Source organism: Metabacillus sp. 22489, from assembly GCF_052044855.1.
GTDB lineage: Bacteria > Bacillota > Bacilli > Bacillales > Bacillaceae > Metabacillus > Metabacillus niabensis.
This window is the reverse complement of the sequence record NZ_JBQENT010000023.1, coordinates 20,504-43,587: the sequence shown is the minus strand read 5'-3', so window position 1 is coordinate 43,587 and position 23,084 is coordinate 20,504. Positions and strand designations below refer to the sequence as shown.

The following is a 23,084-nucleotide window of genomic DNA, read 5'->3' as shown; positions in this document are numbered from 1 at the left end:
AATGGAATATGAAACAGTCATAGGACTTGAAGTCCACGTAGAGCTTAAAACAGACTCGAAGATCTTCTCAAGTGCACCAAACCATTTCGGTGCTGAGCCAAATACAAATACAACGGTAGTAGAACTAGGCTATCCTGGTGTGCTTCCAGTGCTAAACAAAAAGGTCGTCGACTTTGCGATGAAGGCATGTATGGCATTAAACTGTGAAGTGGCTACTGAAACAAAATTTGACCGTAAAAACTATTTTTACCCAGATAATCCAAAGGCATATCAAATTTCTCAGTTTGATAAACCGATTGGAGAAAACGGCTGGATTGATATTGAAGTAAATGGTGAGAAGAAGCGGATCGGAATTACTCGGATTCATATGGAAGAGGATGCAGGAAAGCTTATCCATACGAATGATGGCTATTCACTAGTCGATTTAAACCGTCAAGGGACACCATTAATTGAAATCGTATCTGAGCCAGATATTCGTACACCTGAAGAGGCATATGCTTACTTGGAGAAATTAAAAGCAATTATTCAATACACCGAAGTATCTGATTGTAAGATGGAAGAGGGATCTCTTCGTTGTGATGCGAATATTTCACTACGCCCAGTTGGACAAAAGGAATTCGGAACAAAAACAGAATTGAAAAATCTAAACTCCTTTGCCTTTGTCCAAAAGGGATTAGAATACGAGCAAAAGCGTCAGGAGAAAATCCTTCGTTCTGGTGGAACGATTGATCAAGAGACACGCCGTTATGATGAAGCGACGAAAAAGACGATTCTTATGCGTGTGAAGGAAGGCTCTGATGATTATCGCTATTTCCCTGAGCCAGACCTTGTTGAACTGTATATTGATGATGAGTGGAAGGCTAGAATTCGTGCAGAGATTCCTGAGCTTCCAGATCAGCGCAGAAAACGTTATGTTGAAGAATTAGGCTTACCGGAGTATGATGCTCAAGTTCTTACGATGACAAAGGAAATGTCTGACTTCTTTGAACAAACACTTAAATCTGGTGCTGAAGCAAAGCAAGCATCAAACTGGATTATGGGTGAGCTTTCAGGCTATTTAAATGCTGAAGGAAAAGAGCTAGGTGATGTTGCATTAACTCCTGAAGGCTTAGCTGGCATGATTAAATTGATTGAAAATGGAACGATTTCTTCAAAAATTGCAAAACAAGTATTTAAAGAGCTTGTGGAAAACGGTGGAGATGCAGAAAAAATCGTCAAGGAAAAAGGACTTGTCCAAATTTCTGACGATGAAACGTTACGTAAGTTTGTAACAGAAGCATTAGATGCAAATCCACAGTCTGTTGAAGACTTTAAAAACGGAAAGCAAAAAGCGATCGGTTTCCTTGTAGGTCAAATTATGAAGGCAACAAAGGGACAAGCAAACCCTCCTATGGTAAACAAGCTATTAATGGAGGAAATCCAAAAGCGTTAAATGGTGAGACTGAGGAAATCTACTTCTAGCTTTAAAAGTGGAACTAGATTTAAATAATGAAGAAAAGCTTGGGTTGAAATTTTCAATCCAAGCTTTTTTTATAGATATGTTGAATTTTCCCCTTTAAGTGAGATGGTTTACTTAGAGATAATCGCATCTCCCATATTTGTTTTATAACAATCTATTCATAGAACAGAATCCTACTAAGCAGCAGCCATTATACAAATTTTCAGTAGCATAGTGACATAAAAGGCAGAGGAAATGAAGAAAAAATTAATTTATTCTTAAACTAAAGTGAAAGTAATTTACAATATTGTGAAATGAAAGGTAAGATAAGTGATATAGGTTTGAAAATTAAGGTAAAATAGAAGTAGGAAAGGCTTTGAGAGGGGTTCTAGTATGAATAAAGGTGATATCTTTAAAAAGTTTATTATAAATAACCGATTTGTTCTATTTTTGCTTGTATTGCTTTTGATAGGAATAAATATCTTAATATTTAGAGAAGTTTCATTTATTTTTACTCCATTAGAGGTATTGGTAAAAACAGTCATTTTACCAATTATGATGGCAACAGTTCTCTACTATCTATTAAATCCAATTGTAAACTATCTTGAAAAATGGCGAATAAAAAGGGTCTACTCCATTTTATTGTTATACATTATCATTATCGGCTTATTGACGATTATTATCGTGTCGGTCATTCCATTTTTGCGTGACCAAATTATGAGTCTTGTCACAAAGTTTCCTTACTATGTAAAGGATGTCGAGAAGCTGACAAAGGATATTGTTGGCAGTCAATTTATAAATGAAGCGCAAAAAACATTAAACATTAATGTACCTGACCTAGTAAGCAATGTGTCAGAGCATGTCACGAAAATTCTTAACAGTACATGGTTAGGAATAGGTGTTTTTGTTGGAGCGGTAAAGGACTTTTTACTAGCATTAATCATCCTACCATTTGTGCTTTTCTATTTATTAAAGGATGGCAAAAAGCTGCCAAAATATATTTTAACGTTCTTGCCAGTTCCATTGCGAAATCAATCCTTTTCGGTTATGAAGGAAATAAATACGAGCATTAGTCTTTATATAAGAGGACAAATTATTGTTAGCTTTTGTATAGGGATTTTAATGTATATCGGGTTTATGATAATCGGTTTAGAATATGCGTCCCTCTTAGCATTAATTGCCGCATTTACGAGCATTGTCCCATATTTAGGACCTGCGATTGCGATTACACCAGCATTGATTATCGCGATTGTCACATCGCCAATCATGCTGTTAAAGCTTATTGTCGTATGGACAGTTGTTCAGCTCGTCGAAGGAAAATTCATCTCACCGCAAATTATGGGAAGAAACCTTCATATTCATCCGATTACGATTATATTTGTTATTTTAACGGCGGGAAATCTTTTTGGTGTCGTTGGGATTATTTTAGCCGTTCCAGGCTATGCTGTCTTAAAAGTTATCGCAACACATTTGTTTGAGTATTTAAAATCTAGAAGTGATTTATATAAAGAGGCGAAGTAATTGGTTCTTAATGCTCGACCTATTGGATAAAATTTTACAGAGGGATTCCCCTCTGTTTTTTTATGTTTGTTTTGGAGCAAGCTATCGCGAGGTGGCGGTGAGCAATTTCTTTACTACACTATTAAAAAGTAACAAAGTTCCCTAAATATGCCTTTTAAAAAACAAATCTACGCGAAATGTAAATTCTATGTAAAGATACATAACGAAAACGATGTAATGTTAAGTTTTTGTAAATTTTCTTTAAAGATATTGTAAATTCGACAAAAACTAATAAAATTAGACATTGGGGTTAAAAAAAGAAAATAGAAAAAATCTTGGAGGGTTTTCACATGGCATTTGGCTCAAAGAAAGATGTTTTTTTTGACAAGATCCTATTAATAGCAAAAAACTTAGACGAAGCTGTTAAATATCTTGTCGATATTGATGTGAAAAAGATTAGTGATTTAAAGGAAGTTGCTTCAGTAATGAAGTCATATGAAAGCAAAGGTGATACATATATACATGAACTAATTGTTGACTTAAATAAAACGTTCATTACGCCGATTGAGCGTGAGGATCTTTTACAATTAGCGATGAAGATGGATGATGTCCTTGATGGCTTAGAACAATGTGTTGCCTACTTTGAAATGTTTTCCTTTAAAGGGTATGACGAGTACATTGAAAAGTTTATTAAATATATACACAGCAGTACAAATGAGATTTTAAAAGCAATGCAATTATTATCAAATAAAAAATTACTTGATATGAGAACACATTCAATCGAATTAAAGGATATTGAATCCAAATGCGATGATTTGTTAAGAGTTTCAATCAAGCATTTATTTGCTACACAAAAGGACCCAATTAAAATTATTCAGCATAAGGAAATTTACGAAATGCTTGAAAAGGTAACAGATAGTTGCCAGGATGTAGCGAATACGATTGAAACGATTATCATGAGAAACGCATAAGGGAGCGCAATATTAAAAAATGGATACTATTTTAATACTAACGATTTTAATCGTGATATGCGCACTAGCCTTTGACTTTATCAATGGGTTTCATGATACAGCGAATGCGATTGCAACGTCCGTATCAACGCGCGCACTTTCACCAAAAGTAGCAATTATATTAGCAGCTAGTATGAACTTCATCGGAGCAATCACCTTTACAGGGGTTGCAAAGACGATCACAAAGGATATTGTTGACCCGTTCGCATTAGAGAATGGTTCAGTCATTATTTTAGCAGCTCTTATAGCAGCAATCGCATGGAATTTAATCACTTGGTATTATGGTATACCTAGTAGCTCTTCACATGCGTTAATTGGATCCATTGCAGGTGCAGCTGTATCAGCAGCAGGATTAAATATTTTAAACTGGACTGGATTTATAAAAATATTACAGGCACTTCTCTTTTCACCATTTATCGCATTAGCAATCGGATTTATTATGATGAGCTTATTTGCTGTAATTTTCCGTAATACAAATCTATATAAATCAAACCGTAGATTTCGGATATTTCAAATCTTCACTGCTGCATTACAATCATTTACACATGGTACAAATGATGCGCAAAAGGCAATGGGGATTATTACGATGGCATTAATTGCCGCAGGATATCACTCATCACACGGTGACATTCCATTATGGGTAAGAATTTCTGCAGCATTAGCAATGGGGATCGGAACATCGATAGGTGGTTGGAAAATTATTAAAACTGTCGGTGGGAAAATTATGAAAATCCGCCCGGTAAATGGAGCAGCAGCAGACCTTTCTTCTGCACTTATTATCTTTGGAGCAACAACAATCCATTTGCCAGTTAGTACAACCCATGTTATTTCTTCTGCGATCATGGGGGTTGGATCTGCTCAACGTGTGAAAGGTGTAAAATGGGGTGTAGCTCGTAAAATTGTCATCACATGGATAATTACATTACCTATTTCAGCTATCCTAGCAGCTCTAATTTATCAATTATTAAATTTATTTTTTTAACTCAGCACGGACTTACTCATAACGGGTAGGTCCTTTTCGTATCATTCACCAAATTTTGTTTAATAACTTTACTTTTTTTTCGAAACATGGTGATAATAATAGTTAGGCAAATTTGAAATTGTTGTGGACAATTACGGATGTCACTTGTGATCTTTCTATAGAAGCGTATAATGTTTTTGTTAATATAAAATATATAAAAAAGTTGACGGATGTAAGGAGATTTTTTCTCCATATTTAGAAGAGGAATGAAAATAGAATAATTTCTACTATAGTCTTGATGTTAAAGCTTAAGGCGCGAAAGGTACAAGTGATAAGCATATGCTTGTTGCCAAAAGCGGACACCTCATGCTTTTTGATTCGAGAACTTAACTTTTTGTAATAGGATGATGGTATCATGCAAAGAGCAAGAATAATATATAACCCAACTTCAGGTCGTGAAGCCTTTAAAAAGCATTTACCTGATGTTTTGCAAAAATTTGAACAAGCCGGGTATGAAACTTCATGTCATGCAACAACATGTGAGGGTGATGCGATTGATGCTGCAAGGAAAGCAGCTGAGCGTGGCTTCGATTTAATTGTTGCAGCAGGTGGTGATGGGACGATAAACGAAGTCGTAAATGGAATCGCAGGCTTAGAAAATCGCCCTAAACTAGCAGTAATCCCAGTTGGAACAACAAATGATTTCGCAAGAGCAATCGGAATTCCGTTAAATAATGTTCTTCAGGCAGTTGAGACGATTTTAACTGGGGAACCTAAAAAGATTGATATTGGACAGGTTAATGGTCAATACTTTATTAACATTGCTGGTGGCGGCCGATTAACAGAGTTAACCTATGAAGTGCCGAGCAAGCTAAAAACAATGGTCGGACAGCTCGCCTATTATTTAAAAGGGATGGAAATGCTTCCTTCAATTCGTCCTGCAGAGGTAAAAATTGAATATGACGGGAAGTTATTTGAAGGAGAAATCATGTTGTTTCTCGTTTCCTTAACAAACTCTGTTGGTGGCTTTGAAAAGCTAGCACCAGATTCAAGTCTAAATGATGGAATGTTCGATTTATTAATCCTCAAGAAAGCAAATCTAGCTGAATTTATTCGCATTGCTACATTAGCTTTAAGAGGTGACCACATCAATGATGAACATATTATTTACACAAAAGCAAACCGTGTAAAGGTCATTAATCAAGATAAAATGCAATTAAACTTAGATGGTGAATATGGCGGCCTGTTACCAGGAGAATTCGTTAACCTTTACCAGCATATTGATTTCATGGTATCAGCAGATAAAGCAAGAGTGTTAGAGGAAGAGTAAGAAACTTGGCAACAAATAGCCAGGTTTTTTTACTGCCTTCTCATTATGATAAAATAAGTTAAATCATAGAAAAAAGGAAGAAGCAAATGGCGAAAATTGAAGCACCCGTAGCAAAAAATGAATATTACGATGTGACCTTTGAAGACTTAACACATGAAGGTGCCGGTGTAGCTAAAGTAGAAGGATTCCCGATTTTCGTTGAGAACGCCTTACCAGACGAACGAGGGAAAGTGAAGGTTGTGAAGGTGAAAAAGGGCTTTGCCTTCGGACGGTTAATTGAGCTGTATGAAAAAAGTGAACACCGTGTCGATGCACCATGTCCGATTTATTCACAATGTGGCGGCTGTCAGCTTCAGCATGTTAGCTATAAAGGTCAGCTTGACTTCAAACGGAAGCAGGTCGAGCAAGTCCTCACACGCATCGGTAAGCTAGATATGACGAAGGTAAAGGTTCACCCAACTTTAGGAATGAACGACCCTTGGAATTATCGTAACAAAGCACAGGTTCCAATCGGTGAACGTGAAGGTGGACTAGTAGCAGGCTTTTACCAAAAGCGCAGCCATGACATTATCGACATGGAAAGATGCCTCATTCAACAAGCCGAAAATGACGACGTCGTCCAAGCAGTCAAAAAAATCTGTGAACAATACGGCATCCGCGCTTACAATGAAGAAAAGCATAGCGGTTGGCTCCGCCATATCATGGTTCGCTATGGACTCGTCACAGGCGAAATGATGGTCGTCTTTGTGACAAAAACGAAGGAATTTGCCCATAAGAAGGAAATCATTGAGCAAATCACAAAGCAATTCCCACAAGTAAAATCAATCGTACAAAACATCAACAATAAACGAACAAACGTCATCTTCGGAGATGAAACAAATGTCCTTTGGGGCGAAGAATATATTTATGACAAGATCGGCAACGTCAAGTTTGCGATTTCAGCTCGTTCATTCTATCAAGTAAACCCAGAGCAAACAAAGGTTTTATACGATAAAGCATTGGAATATGCCCAGCTAACTGGTAAAGAATCGGTTATTGACGCTTACTGTGGCATCGGAACAATTTCTCTCTTTCTTGCCCAAAAGGCAAAGAACGTCTTTGGTGTTGAAATCGTCCCAGAAGCAATTGAGGATGCAAACCGTAACGCCCAATTAAACAACATCACAAACGCAGAATTTGCAGTAGGTGAAGCCGAGGTTGTGATCCCTGAATGGTACAAGCAAGGAAACGAAGCAGATGTCATCGTCGTTGACCCACCGCGTAAAGGCTGTGATGAGGCGTTGTTAAAGACAATTATTGAGATGAAGCCTAAGCGTGTTGTTTATGTATCTTGTAACCCTGGGACGTTGGCGAGGGATTTACAAGTACTTGAACAGGGTGGGTATGAGACGGTTGAGGTGCAGCCGGTGGATATGTTTCCGCATACGACGCACGTTGAGGTAGTATCGCAGATGATTTTAAAAGAAGAAGCAGGTTCCCGATAAGGGGGAATCCTGCCTCTATTCAATTGTAATGGCGCAAATCGATAATGAAATAAACGGTATGCGTCTTTTAATACATCGAATTGATTGATGAAGTTAATCTTTAAAAAGTTATTAATATTTTTAATGTAGTTTCCCTTAATTGCATTTTATATTTGTTTGTAACAGGTTTAACTGAAATAAAACTAATTAATGTTATAATAAATGTAAATGCTTTTCATACGGAGGGACTTTGAAATGAAATGGTCTGAAGTTCGTCAGCATTTTCCAGAACGCTGTGTCTTAGTAGAAGCATTAAAAACAGAAACAAGAGGAAAAGAAAGAATTATTGAAGAAATGTCTGTAATTGATGATTTTGAGAACGGCAATGCAGCATGGAAAGTTTATAAAAAGCTGCATTTAGAAAATCAAAAACGCGATTTATATATCTTTCACACAAATAATGAAGAAATAAAGGTAATCGAGCAGCCATATATTGGAGTACGTAGAAGAGTATGAAATTTCTAATGTATGATCAATTACCTTTAGTCTCTGTTGAGATTGAATATGATGGACGGAAAAAGATATTTAGCAACGTACTACTTGATACTGGCTGCTCTTCAACCATTTTAGATACGGACTTGTGTGAAGAAATCGGGTTGATGCTAGATTTAGAGAACGCTATTACACGTAAGATGTATGGAATTGGCGGTACGGAAATCTGTATTGAACAAAAAGTGAGCAGCCTGATAATAGATAAGTTTCATCTTAGTGATTTCACTATTCAGCTTGGTGATGTTAGAGAAATGCATGGATTTGACGGAATCATCGGTAATGATTTTTTTCTTGCAAATAAATTAATCATCGATTTTGAAAATATGGAAGTGCGAAAAAACTAGGTTAAGGTAAACTAAACACTACTACATCTATATGAATCTGCCATCACCACACGAGCCACGCAAGGTAGTTGCAATGTTTGAATTAGGATAAACTAAACTAGGTACCTGTTACAGTAAGTAACAGGTACTAATTTTTTAAAAACAGGAGATCAAATAATGGATAATAACGATATTTTAATACGCTTAAGATATGCATTAGAAATAAAAAATAAAGAAATGGCAGAAATATTTAAACTTGGCGGTATGGAAGTATCAGTACCAGAGGTAGTCAAGATACTCACAAAGACATACGATGATGAGGAATATGAAAATGAAGATCAAATAAAATGTACTCACAGTATGTTAGACTCATTTTTAAATGGCCTTATTATTTACAAAAGAGGGAAACAAGAGCCGAAACCAGGACAGCCTAATCCACAGGAACCTTCTCTGAAGACGAACGGAAACGTGAATAATCTCCTTTTAAAGAAGGTTAAAATCGCACTAGCTTTAACGACTGAGGATATGCTCGATGTTTTTGACCATGTAGGATTACGGGTATCAAAAGGAGAACTTGGGGCTTTATTACGGAAAGAAGGGCATAAAAATTATAAAGAATGTGGCGATAATTTCGCTAGAAACTTCTTAAAAGGGCTAGCTGTTAAATATAGAGGATAATGCCGTTAAAGGAATCTATAGGTGAAGAAATGATACATTCATACTCAGGGAAGACAATACAATTTCAGATAAAATACAAAAATCGAGCCTCTATAAGAATTTTGATTGATAGCTATGGGACAGTTGAAGTACAGGCTCCGAAAAGGACACCTGATGAAAGAGTCCTTCTAGCATTAGAGGAAAATTGGGAGCTCATTCAGCAAAAATTAAACGAAATAAAGGATCGGATGAATGGGCCACAGGAAAAGCTCTATGAGAATGAGGAGACCTTTCTTTATTTAGGTGACACTTATCCGATAAAGATTATCCAAAATATAAATATCAAACAGGAGCATGTTGTGTTTGAAGGAGATAGGCTGCATGTATACGTCAAGGAGCTCGACGATGACAAAATAAAACAGGCGTTAAAACGATTTTATTATCAGCAAACTAAGACATTAGTGGAGAAGAGTATCCGCACCTATCAATGGAACTTTAAAACAAAACCACGCTCTATTCGTATTACGGATAGTAAACGTACATGGGGAACCTGTGATTCAAAACTGCAATTAACATTTAATTGGAGGCTGGCAATGGCGCCTCGTGAGGTAATTGACTATGTCGTTGTTCACGAAATGTGTCATATGGTTCATCTAAATCACGACCGATCCTTCTGGCGCCTTGTCGGAAAAATCATGCCTGACTATAAGGAAAAAGAAAACTGGCTAGCTTTATCAAATTGGAAAATGACGGTTTAATATGAGAATTGAATTCATAAATTTTTTGTATGTTTAGATGTTTATATAGGTCTAATAAATTAACCAGCACCTTACGTGTAACCACATAACCTCAAGCCATGTAGAAGCATTTTTTCGAAGGTAGAGTTGAAAGTGTAATACAAAAAAAGATCGTTAAATGTAAAAGGATATGAAACTTTTCTTTCAAAGGGAAGACTTCATATCCTTTTTTTGTTTGGAAAAAGAATTTGGATTTCGTCCTATGTTCTCTTCTTCATGGGAAATCTTCATATCTGGATGCAGAATAGGGAAAACTCAAAATGGTATAGGTAAATCAATAAAATGAGGTGATGATATGGTGGAGCCGTATGTGGAGGTAAGGAACGTCTCGAAGATATTTGGTAAATCTCCTAAAGTTGCGATTGAATTGTTGAAGCAGGGCAAATCAAAAAAAGAGATTTTAAAAGCAACAGGGCAAACGGTTGGTGTTAATAATGTTAATTTTAAAATTTATCCAGGTGAAATTTTTGTCATCATGGGTTTATCTGGTAGTGGAAAGTCAACCTTAATCCGCATGTTTAACAGGTTGATCGATCCTACAATTGGAGAAATCCTAATAAAAAACGAAGATATCGTCAAGATGAATGCCGCAAGATTACGGGAAACCAGGCAAAAAAGAATAAGTATGGTCTTTCAAAACTTTGCTCTTTTTCCACATAGAACGGTTTTAGAAAATACTGAATTTGGTCTTGAAATCAAGAAAGTTGCTCCTGATGAACGTAAGGAAAAAGCGATGCAGGCTTTAGAAGCTGTCGGTTTAAAAGGCTATGAACATCAATACCCATCACAATTGAGTGGTGGAATGCAACAAAGGGTTGGTCTTGCTAGAGCTCTTGCTAGTGATACAGATATTATTCTGATGGATGAAGCGTTTAGTGCCCTTGACCCGTTAATTCGAAAAGATATGCAGGATGAATTGATTGACATTCAAGAACAATATAAGAAAACGATTATATTTATCACCCATGATTTAGATGAAGCACTGCGAATTGGGGATCGGATTGCCTTGATGAAAGATGGCAGTGTTATTCAATTAGGGACACCAGAAGAAATTATGATTAAGCCGGCAAATGAATTTGTCGAGAAGTTTGTTGAGGATGTTGATTTATCTAAAGTCCTAACAGCCTCTCATGTGATGAAGCGAGGAGAAAGAATCAGTGTTGACCGTGGTCCGAGGGTTGCATTGGAAATTATGCGAAATCAAGGATATTCCAGCATATTTGTCGTAGACCGTAAAAGGAAGTTGTTGGGTGCGATTACTGCTGAACAAGCACGTCAAGCCATTCAGCAAAATCAATCCATCGCCGACGTCATGACAACTGATATCCCAACCGTTTCAGAAGATACATTACTGACAGATTTGATGGATGTCATCGCCACATCCAGCTTCCCGATATCTGTTATAGATGAAGAAAACCGATTAAAAGGGGTTGTGATCCGAGGGGCCGTCATTGGTGCCTTAAGTGGTAATAAAGATTCCTTGAACGAATTGGAGAGTGATTAAACCAATGAATATTCCCAAAATTCCTCTAGGAGAATGGGTAGATTCCTTTGTCGCATGGTTAACGATAGCATTAGGTGGACTTTTTACCTTTATAACCAATGTAATCGATGGTCTATTGGATATTATCGTAAATGTATTAAGTGTAGGTCCTCCGATTGTCTTAATTCTTATCCTGACTCTTTTGGTTACATATACAAGCAGATGGCCATTAGGAGTATTTACGCTCATTAGTTTGCTATTGATTGATAATCTTGGGTATTGGGATTCAAGTATTCAAACACTTGCGATTGTATTATTATCAGGATTACTTACAATCATCATTGGAGTCCCTTTAGGAATATGGTGTTCCCAAAGAAAAACCGTGCAAAGCATCGTTACGCCGATATTAGACTTTATGCAGACAATGCCAGCATTTGTTTATTTAATTCCTTCCATTTTATTTTTTGGAATTGGAGTCGTACCAGGAATTATTGCGTCATTTATTTTCGCTATTGCACCGACCATTCGTATGACGAATCTTGGAATTCAGAAGGTGCCGAATGATTTAATTGAAGCTGCAAATGCTTTTGGTTCAAGTACAAGTCAAAAGTTGTTCAAAGTGCAATTACCTTTAGCTACTCCAACGATTATGGCAGGAATTAACCAAAGTATTATGCTTGCCCTATCAATGGTTGTTACGGCTTCATTAGTTGGGGCACCTGGACTTGGAGCAGATGTTTACCGAGCGGTAAGTCAAATTGACGTTGGACAAGGCTTTGAAGCTGGATTATCGATCGTCTTTATTGCAATCGTTCTTGATCGTATTACGCAAAACTTACGTAACCCGGCTTATAGGCATGCTGTTAAGCCTAAAATTGCCTTTTCAATTTTAGCGTTACTTATCGTTGTTACGGCAATTGTAGTAACAATTTTTGAAGGCAAGGGTGCAGTGAATGAGGATGCGAATGGTATTGGTGCCCAAGTAGACTATGAAATCGTTGGGATTGAACCAGGAGCAGGATTGATGGAGTTGACCAATACAGCACTAAAGGATTACGAGTTAGATGATTGGACGTTACTTGAAGGCTCTTCTGCGGCAATGGTTGCACAATTGCAGAAAGCAATAACGAATCAAGAACCAATTATTATTACTGGATGGTCACCACATTGGATGTTCTCCTCATTCGATTTGAAATACCTCGATGACCCGAAAGGATCCTTTGGAGGTGCTGAAGATATTCATACAGTCGTAAGAAAAGGACTCGAACAGGATGCACCTGGTGCTTATAGGATTCTTGATCAATTTTCATGGGAACCAAGTGATATGGAGGCAGTGATGGTTGATATCACAGATGGAATGGATCCATCTGAAGCTGCGGAAAAATGGATCAATGCCAATCCCGACAAAGTTTCTGAATGGACAAAGGGTGCCCAATCGGGGAATGGTGAACGGATTAAACTTGTTTATGTTGCTTGGGACACAGAGATAGCTAGCACAAATGTTATTGGTAAGGTTCTTGAGCAAAATGGCTATAAAGTGACATTGAGCCAAGTTGAAGTTGGGCCAATGTTTGCTGGTGTAGCCAATGGGAGTGCAGATGCTATGGTTGGTGCGTGGCTCCCAACAACACATGCTGAATACTATAATACCTATAAGAACGATATTGTTGACCTTGGACGAAATCTTCATGGGACGAAGAATGGGTTGGTTGTGCCAGAGTATGTCGATGTTGATTCGGTTGAAGACTTGAAATAAAGGAGCGAGAATCTACTCGAGACTCTCTTACCAAAAAAATATTTGTATTAGGGTAAACAACCACTACATCAATGATACCCGCGATCCACGTGGAATGTAACTCGAAACGAAAGGCAACTACCCTGTTTGGGAGTTGTCTTTTCTGTTTCTTGTAATGTAAATACTAAAAGAAACAATCACATTACTATTATTTAAACTTAGGAGTGATTGATGTGAGCAATCAAAAAAGCAAATAAAAGACATACATTAATAGAAAGACCGCGAATTACTGCAAACAAGAAAAAATAGTTGATTTTTTAGCCTTTCTAAGTTTAAACTCAATTCGATAGCTTTCACTAATATTCTACATTTTTCGCTCCTACTATTCCTATTTCCATTAAAGCTATTTACCAAATATTAATATGTTAAACACTCTTTAAGTGAGACATTTAGCCGTTTTTATAGTGCATAATTATCTTTCATTTCAGTAAAAAATGTAGCGATAAAGCGACTTTGTATATCACTGCTATTAAATAAAGTTTAGTAGAGCTAATTATTCTTATTCATAGGAGGCTTCCATGGCAAACGATATTATTATCCGTTTTGAAAATGTAACAAAATCCTACAACAGTCATATGAGAGTATTAAAAGACGTAAGCTTTGAGCTTGAACGTGGAAAATTTTATACATTGCTTGGTCCTTCAGGCTGTGGGAAAACGACGATCTTACGTATCATTGCAGGCTTTGAAAAACCAACAACAGGGGATGTATTCATTAATGGCAAGTGTGTAAATGACGTACCAGCAAATGAGCGTCAAGTAAACACTGTATTCCAAGACTATGCCCTTTTCCCGCATTTAAATGTATTTGAAAATATAGCTTTCGGTTTACGCATTAAAAAAGTAAAAGAACCTGAAATTAAAGAACGCGTAGCTGAAGCGTTAAATTTCGTAAACTTAGCGGGTTATGAAAACCGTGAAATTACTGAAATGTCAGGTGGTCAGCGGCAAAGGGTTGCGATCGCACGGGCTATCGTTAATGACCCAGAAGTGATTTTACTTGATGAACCATTATCAGCACTTGATTTAAAGCTGCGCACAGAAATGCAATATGAGCTACGCGAGCTCCAGCAACGACTTGGTAAAACATTTATTTTCGTTACACATGACCAAGAGGAAGCTTTAGCGATGAGTGATGAAATTTTCGTTTTAAATGAAGGGATTATTCAGCAATCTGGGATGCCAGTTGATATTTATGATGAACCAATTAACCGTTTCGTTGCGGACTTCATTGGGGAGTCAAACATCGTTGACGGCATTATGCTTGAAGATTATAAAGTTGAATTTGCTGGAAAAGTATTTGACTGTGTCGATGGGGGTATGAAGCCTAACGAAAAAATCGATGTGGTTATTCGTCCAGAAGATTTACACATTACATCGCCAGAAGAAGGGAAAATTGTTGTTCGCGTCGATACGCAATTATTCCGCGGTGTACATTACGAGTTATCGACATATGATAAAGATGGAAATGAGTGGCTTGTTCACTCGCTGAAAAAGGCTGAAGTAGGTGCACAAGTAGGTCTTGATTTCGATCCAGAGGCGATTCATATTATGCGTCTAAATGAAACAGAGGAAGAATTTGACGCACGTATAGAGGCATATACGAATGAAGCTTAAGTCAAAATCAGCGTTCATTCCATATTTACTATGGATTGCACTCTTCGTAATTGCACCGATTGGACTCATATTGTATTATTCAATGCTCGATTTAAACGGAGAATTTACGCTAGTAAACTATAAAAATTTCTTTACATCAGCATACTTAACGATGACGTTAACGAGCTTTTGGTATGCTTTAATTATTACGTTTTTCACGTTACTTATCTCATATCCAACTGCGTATCTTTTAACAAAAACAAAGCATAAGCATTTATGGCTCATGCTCATTATTATTCCGTCATGGATCAATTTATTATTAAAGACGTATGCATTTATTGGGATTTTCGGTTTATACGGACCAATCAATGCAGTAATGGAAATATTGGGCTTTGACCCGACGCAAATATTATTTATTGACTTTAGCTTCGTGTTCGTTGCAGTGTATATTTTTATCCCGTTTATGATTATTCCAATTTTCAATGCGTTAGACAAAATGAATCCGTCCTTGATTTATGCATCACGTGACTTAGGCGCTTCACCGCTTACGACGTTCAGACGAGTTATTTTTCCTTTAACGATTGAAGGGGTTAAATCAGGGATTCAGGTAACGTTCATCCCTGCTCTTTCACTCTTTATGATTACACGCTTAATTGCTGGGAACAAGGTAATTACGCTTGGTACAGCGATAGAGCAGCAATTTTTAGTTGCGCAAAATTGGGGAATGGGTTCAACAATTGCTGTGTTCCTCATTTTAATCATGTTTGTCATTATGGTGTTTACGCGCAAAAAGAAAAAAGGAGGTCGAGCATAAATGCGATCAAGGTTAACGATGTCAGCTAAAGTATATTTAGCAATCGTGTTTGTTATTTTATATGCACCGATCTTCTATTTGATTTTTTATTCCTTCAATAGTGGCGGTTCAATGAGTTCATTTGAAGGTTTTACACTTGAACATTACCAAGCCGTATTTGGTGATAATCGTTTACTCGTTATTTTAATCAATACCGTGATCGTTGCCTTATTATCTGCGTTAATAGCTACTATTATCGGAACACTTGGAGCTATTGGTATTGTTTCATTAAGAAATAAAAAATTACGAAACACGATCTTATCATTAAATAATATTTTAATTGTTAGCCCAGATGTTGTGATTGGGGCAAGCTTCTTAATTTTATTCACAATGATTGGTGTTAAGCTTGGCTTTGCATCTGTATTAATTTCACATATTGCATTCAGTATCCCGATCGTTGTCATTATGGTTTTGCCGAAAATATTGGAGATGAATACGAACTTAATTGATGCAGCGCTTGATTTAGGAGCTAGTCGTCGCGATGTTTTAACACGTGTTATCATTCCATATATTAAACCAGGGATATTAGCTGGTTTTTTTATGGCGATAACTTATTCATTAGATGACTTCGCAGTCACATTTTTTGTTACAGGTAACGGTTTTAGTACATTGTCTGTTGAAATCTATTCGATGGCACGTGCAGGTATTTCCTTAACTGTTAATGCAATCTCAGGGCTAGTGTTTATTGTGACAGTCGGTATTGTTGTGATGTATTATCTCATTACGATGCGGTCGAAAAAAACGGAGGGCTCTACTCAATGAAATCGTTAATTCATATAATGTTAGCAATCGTTATAGCATGTGGTCTACTTTCATTTGTTGCATCGAAGCTTGAAGCAACAAGCTCAACTGGTGGAGAAGACACGTTAGTTGTATACAATTGGGGAGAATACATTGACCCTTCGTTAATCGAGCAGTTTGAAAAAGAAACAGGCATTTCTGTTATTTATGAAACGTATGACTCAAACGAAGCGATGCTAACGAAAATTAGACAAGGTGGCTCAACCTATGATGTCGTTGTCCCATCAGAATATACAATCGAAACAATGATTAAAGAAGATTTATTAATTGAAATTGATCATTCAAAGCTTCCAAACTTGAAAAATATCGATCCCTACTTTTTAGATTTGCCATTCGACCCGAAAAACAAATATTCCGTTCCGTACTTTTGGGGAACGGTTGGGGTAGTTTATAATCCGAATGAGATTCCAAAACATATTACGTTTGATTCTTGGGACGATTTATGGGATCCAGCATTAAAAAATAAGGTATTTTTAGTTGATGGTGCACGTGAAGTGATCGGTATGGGATTAAACAGTTTAGGCTATTCGTTAAATTCACGTGACGAGAACGAATTAGATGAAGCATTAGAAAAATTAAAAGCACTAAACGGCAATGTCAAAGCGATTATTGGAGATGAAGTTACTCCTCTAATGATAAATAATGAAGCTACAGTAGCCGTAACATTTTCTGGCCAAGCAGCAGACATGATGTCTGAAAATGAAGAGTTGAATTACGCAGTACCTTCAGAAGGCTCAAACCTATGGTTCGACAACATGGTTATTCCTAAAACCTCATCAAATGTGGATGGAGCGCATCAGTTTCTTAATTTTATGCTGGATGCAAAGGTTGCTGCACAAAATGCTGATTATGTCGGATATGCGATTCCAAATAAAGCAGCATGGGAACTATTAGATGAAGAAGTGGTAAACGATGAACGTTTCTATCCACGTGAAGAAAGTCGCAAAAACTTAGAAGTATATGAGAATCTAGGACTTGAGCTTCTTGGGACATATAACGAATACTTTTTAGAGTTTAAAATGTCGTTAAATTAATTTTCCGTGAGTAAAATAGTGAGCTAAAGTTGTGGGGAGATAACTTGTAACTCCCATGTTTGAGTGTCTATCTTATTAATATTGAAAGTGTAACCCAAAAGAAACCTTTCTCAGTTTAAAGAAAATATTTCAGATTCAATATCATCCCGGGATTTTCATTAATTCGATTCCGGGATTTTCATTTTTAATCATTAAAAACACAACGCAATATTTATCTATTCTCTTTCCTTTTTCTCCTTTAAGTCTTTCAATCCTAGATTTCCCAATAGCCTCTCTAAAGTGGGAGATTCTTTAAGTTAGAATAGGATGTTTTCTGCGAACGCTTACGAATATTTTGATTTATTTTTATAAATGCCAGCCTTCTATAGACATTAGCTATGATTTCGTGTCAAATAGGTTATTGCTTAGTATTACAAAATAACCATATAATAAAACCTGTATTATAGATAGAAATAGAGTTTAAGAGAGTATATCGTTATAAAAATAATGAGCGTGAAAAATCTAAGCAACTAACTAGCTTAATAAAGGAGGGATATGGTGAAACCTCTTTACATATCGATAAAAGAGAAGATTGAAGCAGATATTCAAGAAGGGGTACTAAAGTCAGGGGATCGTCTACCTTCTGAGATAGTACTTGCAACAAAGTTTAAAGTTAGCCGTGAAACTGTAAGATCTGCAATCCGATTGCTTGAGGAAGAGGAAAAAGTTTATGTTAGGCATGGAGTAGGAACATTTGTCGTTAACCCGCTACCGAAAACACCTAATAGCTTAGAAAAACTAATGAGTGTTACTTCAATGATAAAGTATGCAGGCTTAGAGGATGGGGAAAAACGGGAAAGAATAAAGGTTATTAAACCTACAGATGAATGGGAGGAGCTTCTTCAATTAAAAGAAGGTGAAGAGGTAATCATTCATGAAAGAATCCGAACAGCAAATGAAGAACCAGTTGTGTTTTCACAGAATATCTTAGCGGAATCACTTGTTAAGAAAAAAATGATCAATCAAGGATCGATAGGGTCATTATTCGATTATTTGAAAAAGGAATGTAATATTGATATTAGTAGAGCAACGACTGAAATTGTTGTGCCACTTCATACAGATAGGAATTGTCAGAAACTCCTTATTCGTCCAGAAACGACTGTCTTGTTATTAAAGCAGCTGCATTATAATTATCAAAATCGTCCAGTTCTCTATTCATTGGACTATTTTAGAAATGACGTATTTAAATTCACTGTAAATAGAACACGATAAAAATCAAATAACCTTAACTAGTGAACAAACCGAACAATTTCTCTTAATTGGTCGGTTTTTTGTTTTTTATTTTTATAAAGGTATAGACAACTTTGGGAGCGATGAAAGTGTATGTGTGAATATTTACAATAAAATTACAATCTAAACAAAGTTTATTAATAAATATTTGTTACATTAAGTTTGAGAGGTATAGACATCTACAGTATAAAGAGAATTAATAAAGATGAGAGGAGATGATAAATTGTGGTACTTTAAAACACTTGGTTTGAGGAAAATTGTTGAATTCATTCTACTTGCAATTTTTCTGCTATTCTTTTTTGGTCCTTTATTGAATTTACTTTTACTGGCATTTTCAGGAGAGTGGCAATATCCTGATGTTTTGCCAACGTCATGGTCGTTGGAATGGTGGAGCTTCGTCTTAGCTGATGAATCAATCCTAAGATCGATGTGGCTATCTTTTCTAATAGCTGCTCTTGTTACATTAATCTCTTTAATTATTTGTATACCTGCAGCATACGCTTTTGCGCGGATTAGCTTTCCATTAAGAAGGTTTTTCCTATTCTCCTTTTTGCTAACAAACGCTTTTCCGAAAATGGGGTTATATGTTGCAATAGCTGTTTTGTTTTATCAATACGGTCTAATGAATACATTCATTGGGATTATATTAATTCATCTAATTAATACGCTCATGTTAATGACGTGGATCCCTTCAGCAGCATTTGAAAATGTTCATCGATCACAAGAGGAATCGGCTCGCGATGCGGGAGCATCTCCATTTAAAGTATTTTGGCATATCACTTTGCCAATGGCTAAGCCGGGAATTATTGTTGCCTCTGTATTTACTTTCTTATCTTCTTTAGATGAAGCACAAGGAACCTTACTTGTAGGGATTCCAGATTATAAAACAATGCCAGTTATTATGTATTCCATAATAGCTGATTATCCAAGTACAGCAGGTGCTGTGTTTTCTGTAATTTTGACATTACCGACTATCATCTTGCTCTTTGCGGCGAGAAAATTTGTTGGGGCAGATTCATTTGCAAACGGAATGCGACTTAAATAATGATTTGAAACGAACAGGAGAAAGGAAGGTAATGGAGTGTCAACATGCTTATCAATAACTAATTTAAGCAAGGTCTATCCTACAGGTGATGGTGTTAAGGGTTTTTCTTTAGATATTAAAAATGGAGAAATGGTTACATTACTCGGCCCTTCAGGTTGTGGTAAATCTACTATTCTTCGTAGTGTCGGTGGATTTATAGAACCAAATGAGGGATTGATTCTTATCGATGGGAAAGAAGTGAATCATCTTCCTCCAGAAAAGAGACCTAGTGCGATGGTATTTCAAAGCTATAATTTATGGCCACATATGACTGTGTTTAATAATTTAGCATTTAGTTTAAAGCTAAAGAAAGTCAAGAAAGCTGAAATTGTAGAAAAAGTGAAATGGGCATTAAACTTAGTTCAGCTTCAAGGTTATGAGAAAAAGTACCCGACTGAGTTATCAGGAGGTCAACAACAACGGATTGCGCTTGCACGTGCGTTACTTCTTGAACCGAGAGTACTACTGTTGGATGAACCATTCTCAGCTCTTGATGCGAAATTAAGACATGAATTACGTGAAGAATTGAGAGAGATTCAAGCAAAACAACAGCTTACGATGCTTTTTGTTACCCATGATCAAGAAGAGGCACTTTCAATCTCAGATCGTATCGTGGTCATGAACAAAGGGGAAATTGAGCAAATCGATACTCCTCAAAATATTTATAATTATCCTGCTTCAATGTTTGTTGCTCAATTCATAGGTAAGATGAATTTTCTTAAGGGATATGCACAAGGTGAGAAAATTAATATCGGATCTTTAGCTTATCCTAATCTTAATCATTATAACGGAAATGTTACTGTTGCAGTCAGACCAGAAGATGTTGTTATTGCTAATGAGATAGAGAATGGTATTGAAGCCTTAACTGAAAAAGTGATGATGTTAGGCCATTACGCAGAAATAAGCTTAAAAACGGATTTTGGTAAGTTGAAGATGTTTGTCGATCGAAGTGATATCAGTCAGTTTAAAATGCAACAAAAAATCCGCATTACCTTCGCAACAATCCAAGCCTTTCCAGAAGACAGTAATGTACATAAGGATGGATATTCAAAAATACTAAATCTAACAAAAGAGGAGATCAAAGTATATGAAAAAGCCTAATCCATTAAAAAGAATTGTAGCAGGAACAATGTTGGCTGTAAGTGTCTTTTCATTAGTTGCATGTAATGATAGTAAGACAAACAATACTATGGGTGATGGAGAGGAACAAGTAACAAAAATATCTCTATACAGTTCCGGTTCCCAAAATGTTGAGAACTTTTGGGAAACAGTGATTCCTAAATTTGAAGAAGAGCATAAAAATATCGATGTAGAATTTGTATTCGTTCCATCGGGTACAGGTGGACAGGCTACGATCGATCGAATCATTGCTGCTAAAAAGGCAAATAAAGATTCAGAGGTTGATATTTATGAGGGAGCGCTAGCAGATATTTTACGAAGCGAAGATGAAGGCGGACTATTTTATGAGCTTTCAACAGACACTATACAAAATTTAGAGAATGTTCAAGAAGAAAATATGGTGGGTACTCAAAATCTAGCAGTACCATATCGTGCTTCATCAGTTATTCTTGCATACAATTCAGAAAAAGTAAAAGATGTACCGAACACCGCAGAAGAATTAAATGCATGGATAAAAGAAAACCCAGGTCGCTTTGCATATAATGATCCAAATACAGGAGGAGCAGGAAGTTCATTTGTCCTATCTACTGTTTACAACGAACTTGATGCAGATGCTATGAATGTCCAAGATGAAAGCATCATGGAAGATTGGGACAAGGGGATTCAAATTCTAAAGGACATGGCACCATACCTTTATAAAGAAGGGGTATATCCTAAAAAAAATCAAGGAACTCTAGACCTACTTGCAAATGGCGAAGTGGATATGATTCCTGCGTGGTCTGATATGGCACTAGAACAAATTAGTTCAAAATTATTACCGGACACAATTAAACTAAAACAAATTGATCCAGCATTTACAGGTGGACCTTCATATTTAATGGCTGTGGATAATGGTGATGAAGAACGAAAAGAAGCCTCAGAAACGTTCTTAAATTATGTTCTTACTCAAGATGTTCAGAAGTTAGTTATTGATAAAATGTATGGATATCCAGGTATTAAGTGGGAGCTTTTATCAGAAGAGGATCAAAAGAAATTTGAATCAGTTAGTGGCGGTTATCGTACTTTTAATGGTGGCGAACTTGGAAATGAATTAATGAAAGTATGGCAAAAAGAGGTTGCAAGTCAATGAGTAGGGAAGTTGCCTTAGAGGAGAGTTTTGTAATCAAGAAAAAAACAAAATTAGCGATGTTAGGGATAGGGCTAGTTATGCCTTCTTTCCTAACTTTGCTTGTTTTGGTTATCTATCCGGTGGCACTTGCTATAATGGAAAGTTTTCAAAATGAAGAAGATGTTTTCTCACTTGAAAACTATATATATATCTTTACTGAACCATTAATCTTACAAAATATCCAACATACATTAATTGTTACGTTTGTTTCTTGTATCTTAACTTTAGGAATAAGCTATATATTAGCGATTTATTTAAATTTTAGTAAAAGTATTGTTGCTAAAATAATCAACAAGCTGTATTTTATCCCTTTATTTATTCCTGGAGTTATCGCCATTTATGGATTTATAAATTTTTACAGAGACAATGGCTGGGTTTCAAGAATCATTGGAGCAGATAATATGCCGTCGATTATATATGACATGAAAGGCTTGTTAATGATTAATGTGTGGTTTAATATTCCGTTTACAACAATGCTAATATTATCTGCTTTACAGGCTATTCCTCATTCTGTGATTGAAAGTGCAAAAGATGCAGGAGCAACAAAAATAAGGTTGTTTCTTCATTTTATCCTGCCTCTTTCATATAAGACAATGCTCGTAGCTTTGACATTTCTTTTTATGGGCTTAATTGGTAGTTTTACAGCACCTTTTCTTGTCGATAGAAATGCACCACAGATGCTAGGTGTATCTATGCAACAGCACTTTTCTGTCTACAATGAGATTGGTCAATCTAGTGCCCTTGCAGTTTTTATGTTTTTACTATGTTCGATAGTAGGTTATGTATATATTCACAATAATATGAAAGAGTCCAAAAAAGACATGTTTTAAAATGAGCTGGGAGATGGATATG

The 23,084-nt window shown here is 36.3% G+C and carries 21 protein-coding genes; all 21 read left to right on the top strand.

Annotated features, from left to right (window positions below; genetic code table 11):
• Nucleotide 1: 1 nt before the first annotated feature.
• Nucleotides 2–1,432 carry an Asp-tRNA(Asn)/Glu-tRNA(Gln) amidotransferase subunit GatB gene (gene gatB / locus ACTJJ9_RS14390; RefSeq protein ID WP_145581973.1) on the top strand — a complete coding sequence of 477 codons (1,431 nt, stop codon included), beginning with the start codon at nucleotides 2–4 and terminating at the stop codon, nucleotides 1,430–1,432.
• Nucleotides 1,433–1,831: 399 nt separating this feature from the next.
• Nucleotides 1,832–2,959 (top strand): AI-2E family transporter, encoded by a 1,128-nt coding sequence (locus tag ACTJJ9_RS14385; RefSeq protein WP_095302751.1) that lies wholly within the window; start codon nucleotides 1,832–1,834, stop codon nucleotides 2,957–2,959.
• A 329-nt stretch (nucleotides 2,960–3,288) separates the two neighbouring features.
• Nucleotides 3,289–3,909 (top strand): DUF47 domain-containing protein, encoded by a 621-nt coding sequence (locus ACTJJ9_RS14380; protein WP_095302752.1) that lies wholly within the window; start codon nucleotides 3,289–3,291, stop codon nucleotides 3,907–3,909.
• Nucleotides 3,910–3,928: 19 nt separating this feature from the next.
• Nucleotides 3,929–4,930 carry an inorganic phosphate transporter gene (locus ACTJJ9_RS14375; protein WP_145581974.1) on the top strand — a complete coding sequence of 334 codons (1,002 nt, stop codon included), beginning with the start codon at nucleotides 3,929–3,931 and terminating at the stop codon, nucleotides 4,928–4,930.
• Between the two features lie 394 nt (nucleotides 4,931–5,324).
• Nucleotides 5,325–6,239: a diacylglycerol kinase gene (locus ACTJJ9_RS14370; protein WP_095302754.1), complete on the top strand. Its 915-nt coding sequence runs from the start codon at nucleotides 5,325–5,327 to the stop codon at nucleotides 6,237–6,239.
• Nucleotides 6,240–6,325: 86 nt separating this feature from the next.
• Complete coding sequence (rlmD, locus tag ACTJJ9_RS14365; RefSeq protein ID WP_145581976.1) at nucleotides 6,326–7,723, top strand: 23S rRNA (uracil(1939)-C(5))-methyltransferase RlmD; 1,398 nt, start codon at nucleotides 6,326–6,328, stop codon at nucleotides 7,721–7,723.
• A gap of 234 nt (nucleotides 7,724–7,957) precedes the next feature.
• Complete coding sequence (locus ACTJJ9_RS14360) at nucleotides 7,958–8,218, top strand: hypothetical protein (protein ID WP_095302756.1); 261 nt, start codon at nucleotides 7,958–7,960, stop codon at nucleotides 8,216–8,218.
• Nucleotides 8,215–8,598 (top strand): retropepsin-like aspartic protease, encoded by a 384-nt coding sequence (locus tag ACTJJ9_RS14355; protein ID WP_095302757.1) that lies wholly within the window; start codon nucleotides 8,215–8,217, stop codon nucleotides 8,596–8,598. The genes ACTJJ9_RS14360 and ACTJJ9_RS14355 overlap by 4 nt, the downstream gene beginning before the upstream one ends.
• Nucleotides 8,599–8,754: 156 nt before the next feature.
• Complete coding sequence (locus tag ACTJJ9_RS14350; RefSeq protein WP_145581979.1) at nucleotides 8,755–9,255, top strand: DUF1456 family protein; 501 nt, start codon at nucleotides 8,755–8,757, stop codon at nucleotides 9,253–9,255.
• Between the two features lie 29 nt (nucleotides 9,256–9,284).
• Nucleotides 9,285–9,992 carry a YgjP family zinc-dependent metalloprotease gene (locus tag ACTJJ9_RS14345; RefSeq protein WP_145581980.1) on the top strand — a complete coding sequence of 236 codons (708 nt, stop codon included), beginning with the start codon at nucleotides 9,285–9,287 and terminating at the stop codon, nucleotides 9,990–9,992.
• A gap of 334 nt (nucleotides 9,993–10,326) precedes the next feature.
• Nucleotides 10,327–11,535 (top strand): quaternary amine ABC transporter ATP-binding protein, encoded by a 1,209-nt coding sequence (locus tag ACTJJ9_RS14340; protein ID WP_141231577.1) that lies wholly within the window; start codon nucleotides 10,327–10,329, stop codon nucleotides 11,533–11,535.
• Nucleotides 11,536–11,539: 4 nt separating this feature from the next.
• Nucleotides 11,540–13,270 carry a glycine betaine ABC transporter substrate-binding protein gene (locus ACTJJ9_RS14335; RefSeq protein WP_145581981.1) on the top strand — a complete coding sequence of 577 codons (1,731 nt, stop codon included), beginning with the start codon at nucleotides 11,540–11,542 and terminating at the stop codon, nucleotides 13,268–13,270.
• 557 nt (nucleotides 13,271–13,827) lie between these two features.
• On the top strand, nucleotides 13,828–14,925 hold the full coding sequence (locus tag ACTJJ9_RS14330; RefSeq protein ID WP_145581982.1) for an ABC transporter ATP-binding protein: 1,098 nt from the start codon (nucleotides 13,828–13,830) through the stop codon (nucleotides 14,923–14,925).
• Nucleotides 14,915–15,718: an ABC transporter permease gene (locus ACTJJ9_RS14325; RefSeq protein ID WP_440768697.1), complete on the top strand. Its 804-nt coding sequence runs from the start codon at nucleotides 14,915–14,917 to the stop codon at nucleotides 15,716–15,718. Before ACTJJ9_RS14330 ends, ACTJJ9_RS14325 begins: the two co-directional genes overlap by 11 nt.
• On the top strand, nucleotides 15,719–16,519 hold the full coding sequence (locus tag ACTJJ9_RS14320) for an ABC transporter permease (protein ID WP_095302762.1): 801 nt from the start codon (nucleotides 15,719–15,721) through the stop codon (nucleotides 16,517–16,519).
• Nucleotides 16,516–17,592, top strand: coding sequence for a polyamine ABC transporter substrate-binding protein (locus ACTJJ9_RS14315; protein WP_145581984.1), 1,077 nt, complete (start codon nucleotides 16,516–16,518; stop codon nucleotides 17,590–17,592). Before ACTJJ9_RS14320 ends, ACTJJ9_RS14315 begins: the two co-directional genes overlap by 4 nt.
• A 537-nt stretch (nucleotides 17,593–18,129) precedes the next feature.
• Nucleotides 18,130–18,843, top strand: coding sequence for a GntR family transcriptional regulator (locus ACTJJ9_RS14310; RefSeq protein ID WP_440768696.1), 714 nt, complete (start codon nucleotides 18,130–18,132; stop codon nucleotides 18,841–18,843).
• A gap of 223 nt (nucleotides 18,844–19,066) precedes the next feature.
• Nucleotides 19,067–19,906, top strand: coding sequence for an ABC transporter permease subunit (locus ACTJJ9_RS14305; protein ID WP_145581989.1), 840 nt, complete (start codon nucleotides 19,067–19,069; stop codon nucleotides 19,904–19,906).
• A 36-nt stretch (nucleotides 19,907–19,942) separates the two neighbouring features.
• Entirely contained in the window at nucleotides 19,943–21,046 is a 1,104-nt protein-coding gene (locus tag ACTJJ9_RS14300; RefSeq protein WP_440768695.1) for an ABC transporter ATP-binding protein, read from the top strand.
• Nucleotides 21,033–22,193 (top strand): extracellular solute-binding protein, encoded by a 1,161-nt coding sequence (locus tag ACTJJ9_RS14295; RefSeq protein ID WP_145581992.1) that lies wholly within the window; start codon nucleotides 21,033–21,035, stop codon nucleotides 22,191–22,193. The genes ACTJJ9_RS14300 and ACTJJ9_RS14295 overlap by 14 nt, the downstream gene beginning before the upstream one ends.
• Nucleotides 22,190–23,062, top strand: a complete 873-nt coding sequence (locus tag ACTJJ9_RS14290; RefSeq protein ID WP_255451882.1) for an ABC transporter permease subunit — start codon at nucleotides 22,190–22,192, stop codon at nucleotides 23,060–23,062. Before ACTJJ9_RS14295 ends, ACTJJ9_RS14290 begins: the two co-directional genes overlap by 4 nt.
• Nucleotides 23,063–23,084 lie beyond the last annotated feature (22 nt).

Bases quoted from the DNA above. Each gene is read 5' to 3' on its own strand.
- ACTJJ9_RS14345 (WP_145581980.1), top strand. From the start codon at position 9,285: ATGATACATTCATACTCAGGGAAGACAATACAATTTCAGATAAAATAC.
- rlmD (WP_145581976.1), top strand. From the start codon at position 6,326: ATGGCGAAAATTGAAGCACCCGTAGCAAAAAATGAATATTACGATGTG.
- ACTJJ9_RS14325 (WP_440768697.1), top strand. From the start codon at position 14,915: ATGAAGCTTAAGTCAAAATCAGCGTTCATTCCATATTTACTATGGATT.
- ACTJJ9_RS14330 (WP_145581982.1), top strand. From the start codon at position 13,828: ATGGCAAACGATATTATTATCCGTTTTGAAAATGTAACAAAATCCTAC.
- ACTJJ9_RS14375 (WP_145581974.1), top strand. From the start codon at position 3,929: ATGGATACTATTTTAATACTAACGATTTTAATCGTGATATGCGCACTA.
- ACTJJ9_RS14340 (WP_141231577.1), top strand. From the start codon at position 10,327: ATGGTGGAGCCGTATGTGGAGGTAAGGAACGTCTCGAAGATATTTGGT.
- ACTJJ9_RS14290 (WP_255451882.1), top strand. From the start codon at position 22,190: ATGAGTAGGGAAGTTGCCTTAGAGGAGAGTTTTGTAATCAAGAAAAAA.
- ACTJJ9_RS14385 (WP_095302751.1), top strand. From the start codon at position 1,832: ATGAATAAAGGTGATATCTTTAAAAAGTTTATTATAAATAACCGATTT.
- ACTJJ9_RS14295 (WP_145581992.1), top strand. From the start codon at position 21,033: ATGAAAAAGCCTAATCCATTAAAAAGAATTGTAGCAGGAACAATGTTG.
- ACTJJ9_RS14350 (WP_145581979.1), top strand. From the start codon at position 8,755: ATGGATAATAACGATATTTTAATACGCTTAAGATATGCATTAGAAATA.
- ACTJJ9_RS14360 (WP_095302756.1), top strand. From the start codon at position 7,958: ATGAAATGGTCTGAAGTTCGTCAGCATTTTCCAGAACGCTGTGTCTTA.
- ACTJJ9_RS14370 (WP_095302754.1), top strand. From the start codon at position 5,325: ATGCAAAGAGCAAGAATAATATATAACCCAACTTCAGGTCGTGAAGCC.
- ACTJJ9_RS14305 (WP_145581989.1), top strand. From the start codon at position 19,067: ATGAGAGGAGATGATAAATTGTGGTACTTTAAAACACTTGGTTTGAGG.
- gatB (WP_145581973.1), top strand. From the start codon at position 2: ATGGAATATGAAACAGTCATAGGACTTGAAGTCCACGTAGAGCTTAAA.
- ACTJJ9_RS14355 (WP_095302757.1), top strand. From the start codon at position 8,215: ATGAAATTTCTAATGTATGATCAATTACCTTTAGTCTCTGTTGAGATT.
- ACTJJ9_RS14335 (WP_145581981.1), top strand. From the start codon at position 11,540: ATGAATATTCCCAAAATTCCTCTAGGAGAATGGGTAGATTCCTTTGTC.
- ACTJJ9_RS14380 (WP_095302752.1), top strand. From the start codon at position 3,289: ATGGCATTTGGCTCAAAGAAAGATGTTTTTTTTGACAAGATCCTATTA.
- ACTJJ9_RS14315 (WP_145581984.1), top strand. From the start codon at position 16,516: ATGAAATCGTTAATTCATATAATGTTAGCAATCGTTATAGCATGTGGT.
- ACTJJ9_RS14320 (WP_095302762.1), top strand. From the start codon at position 15,719: ATGCGATCAAGGTTAACGATGTCAGCTAAAGTATATTTAGCAATCGTG.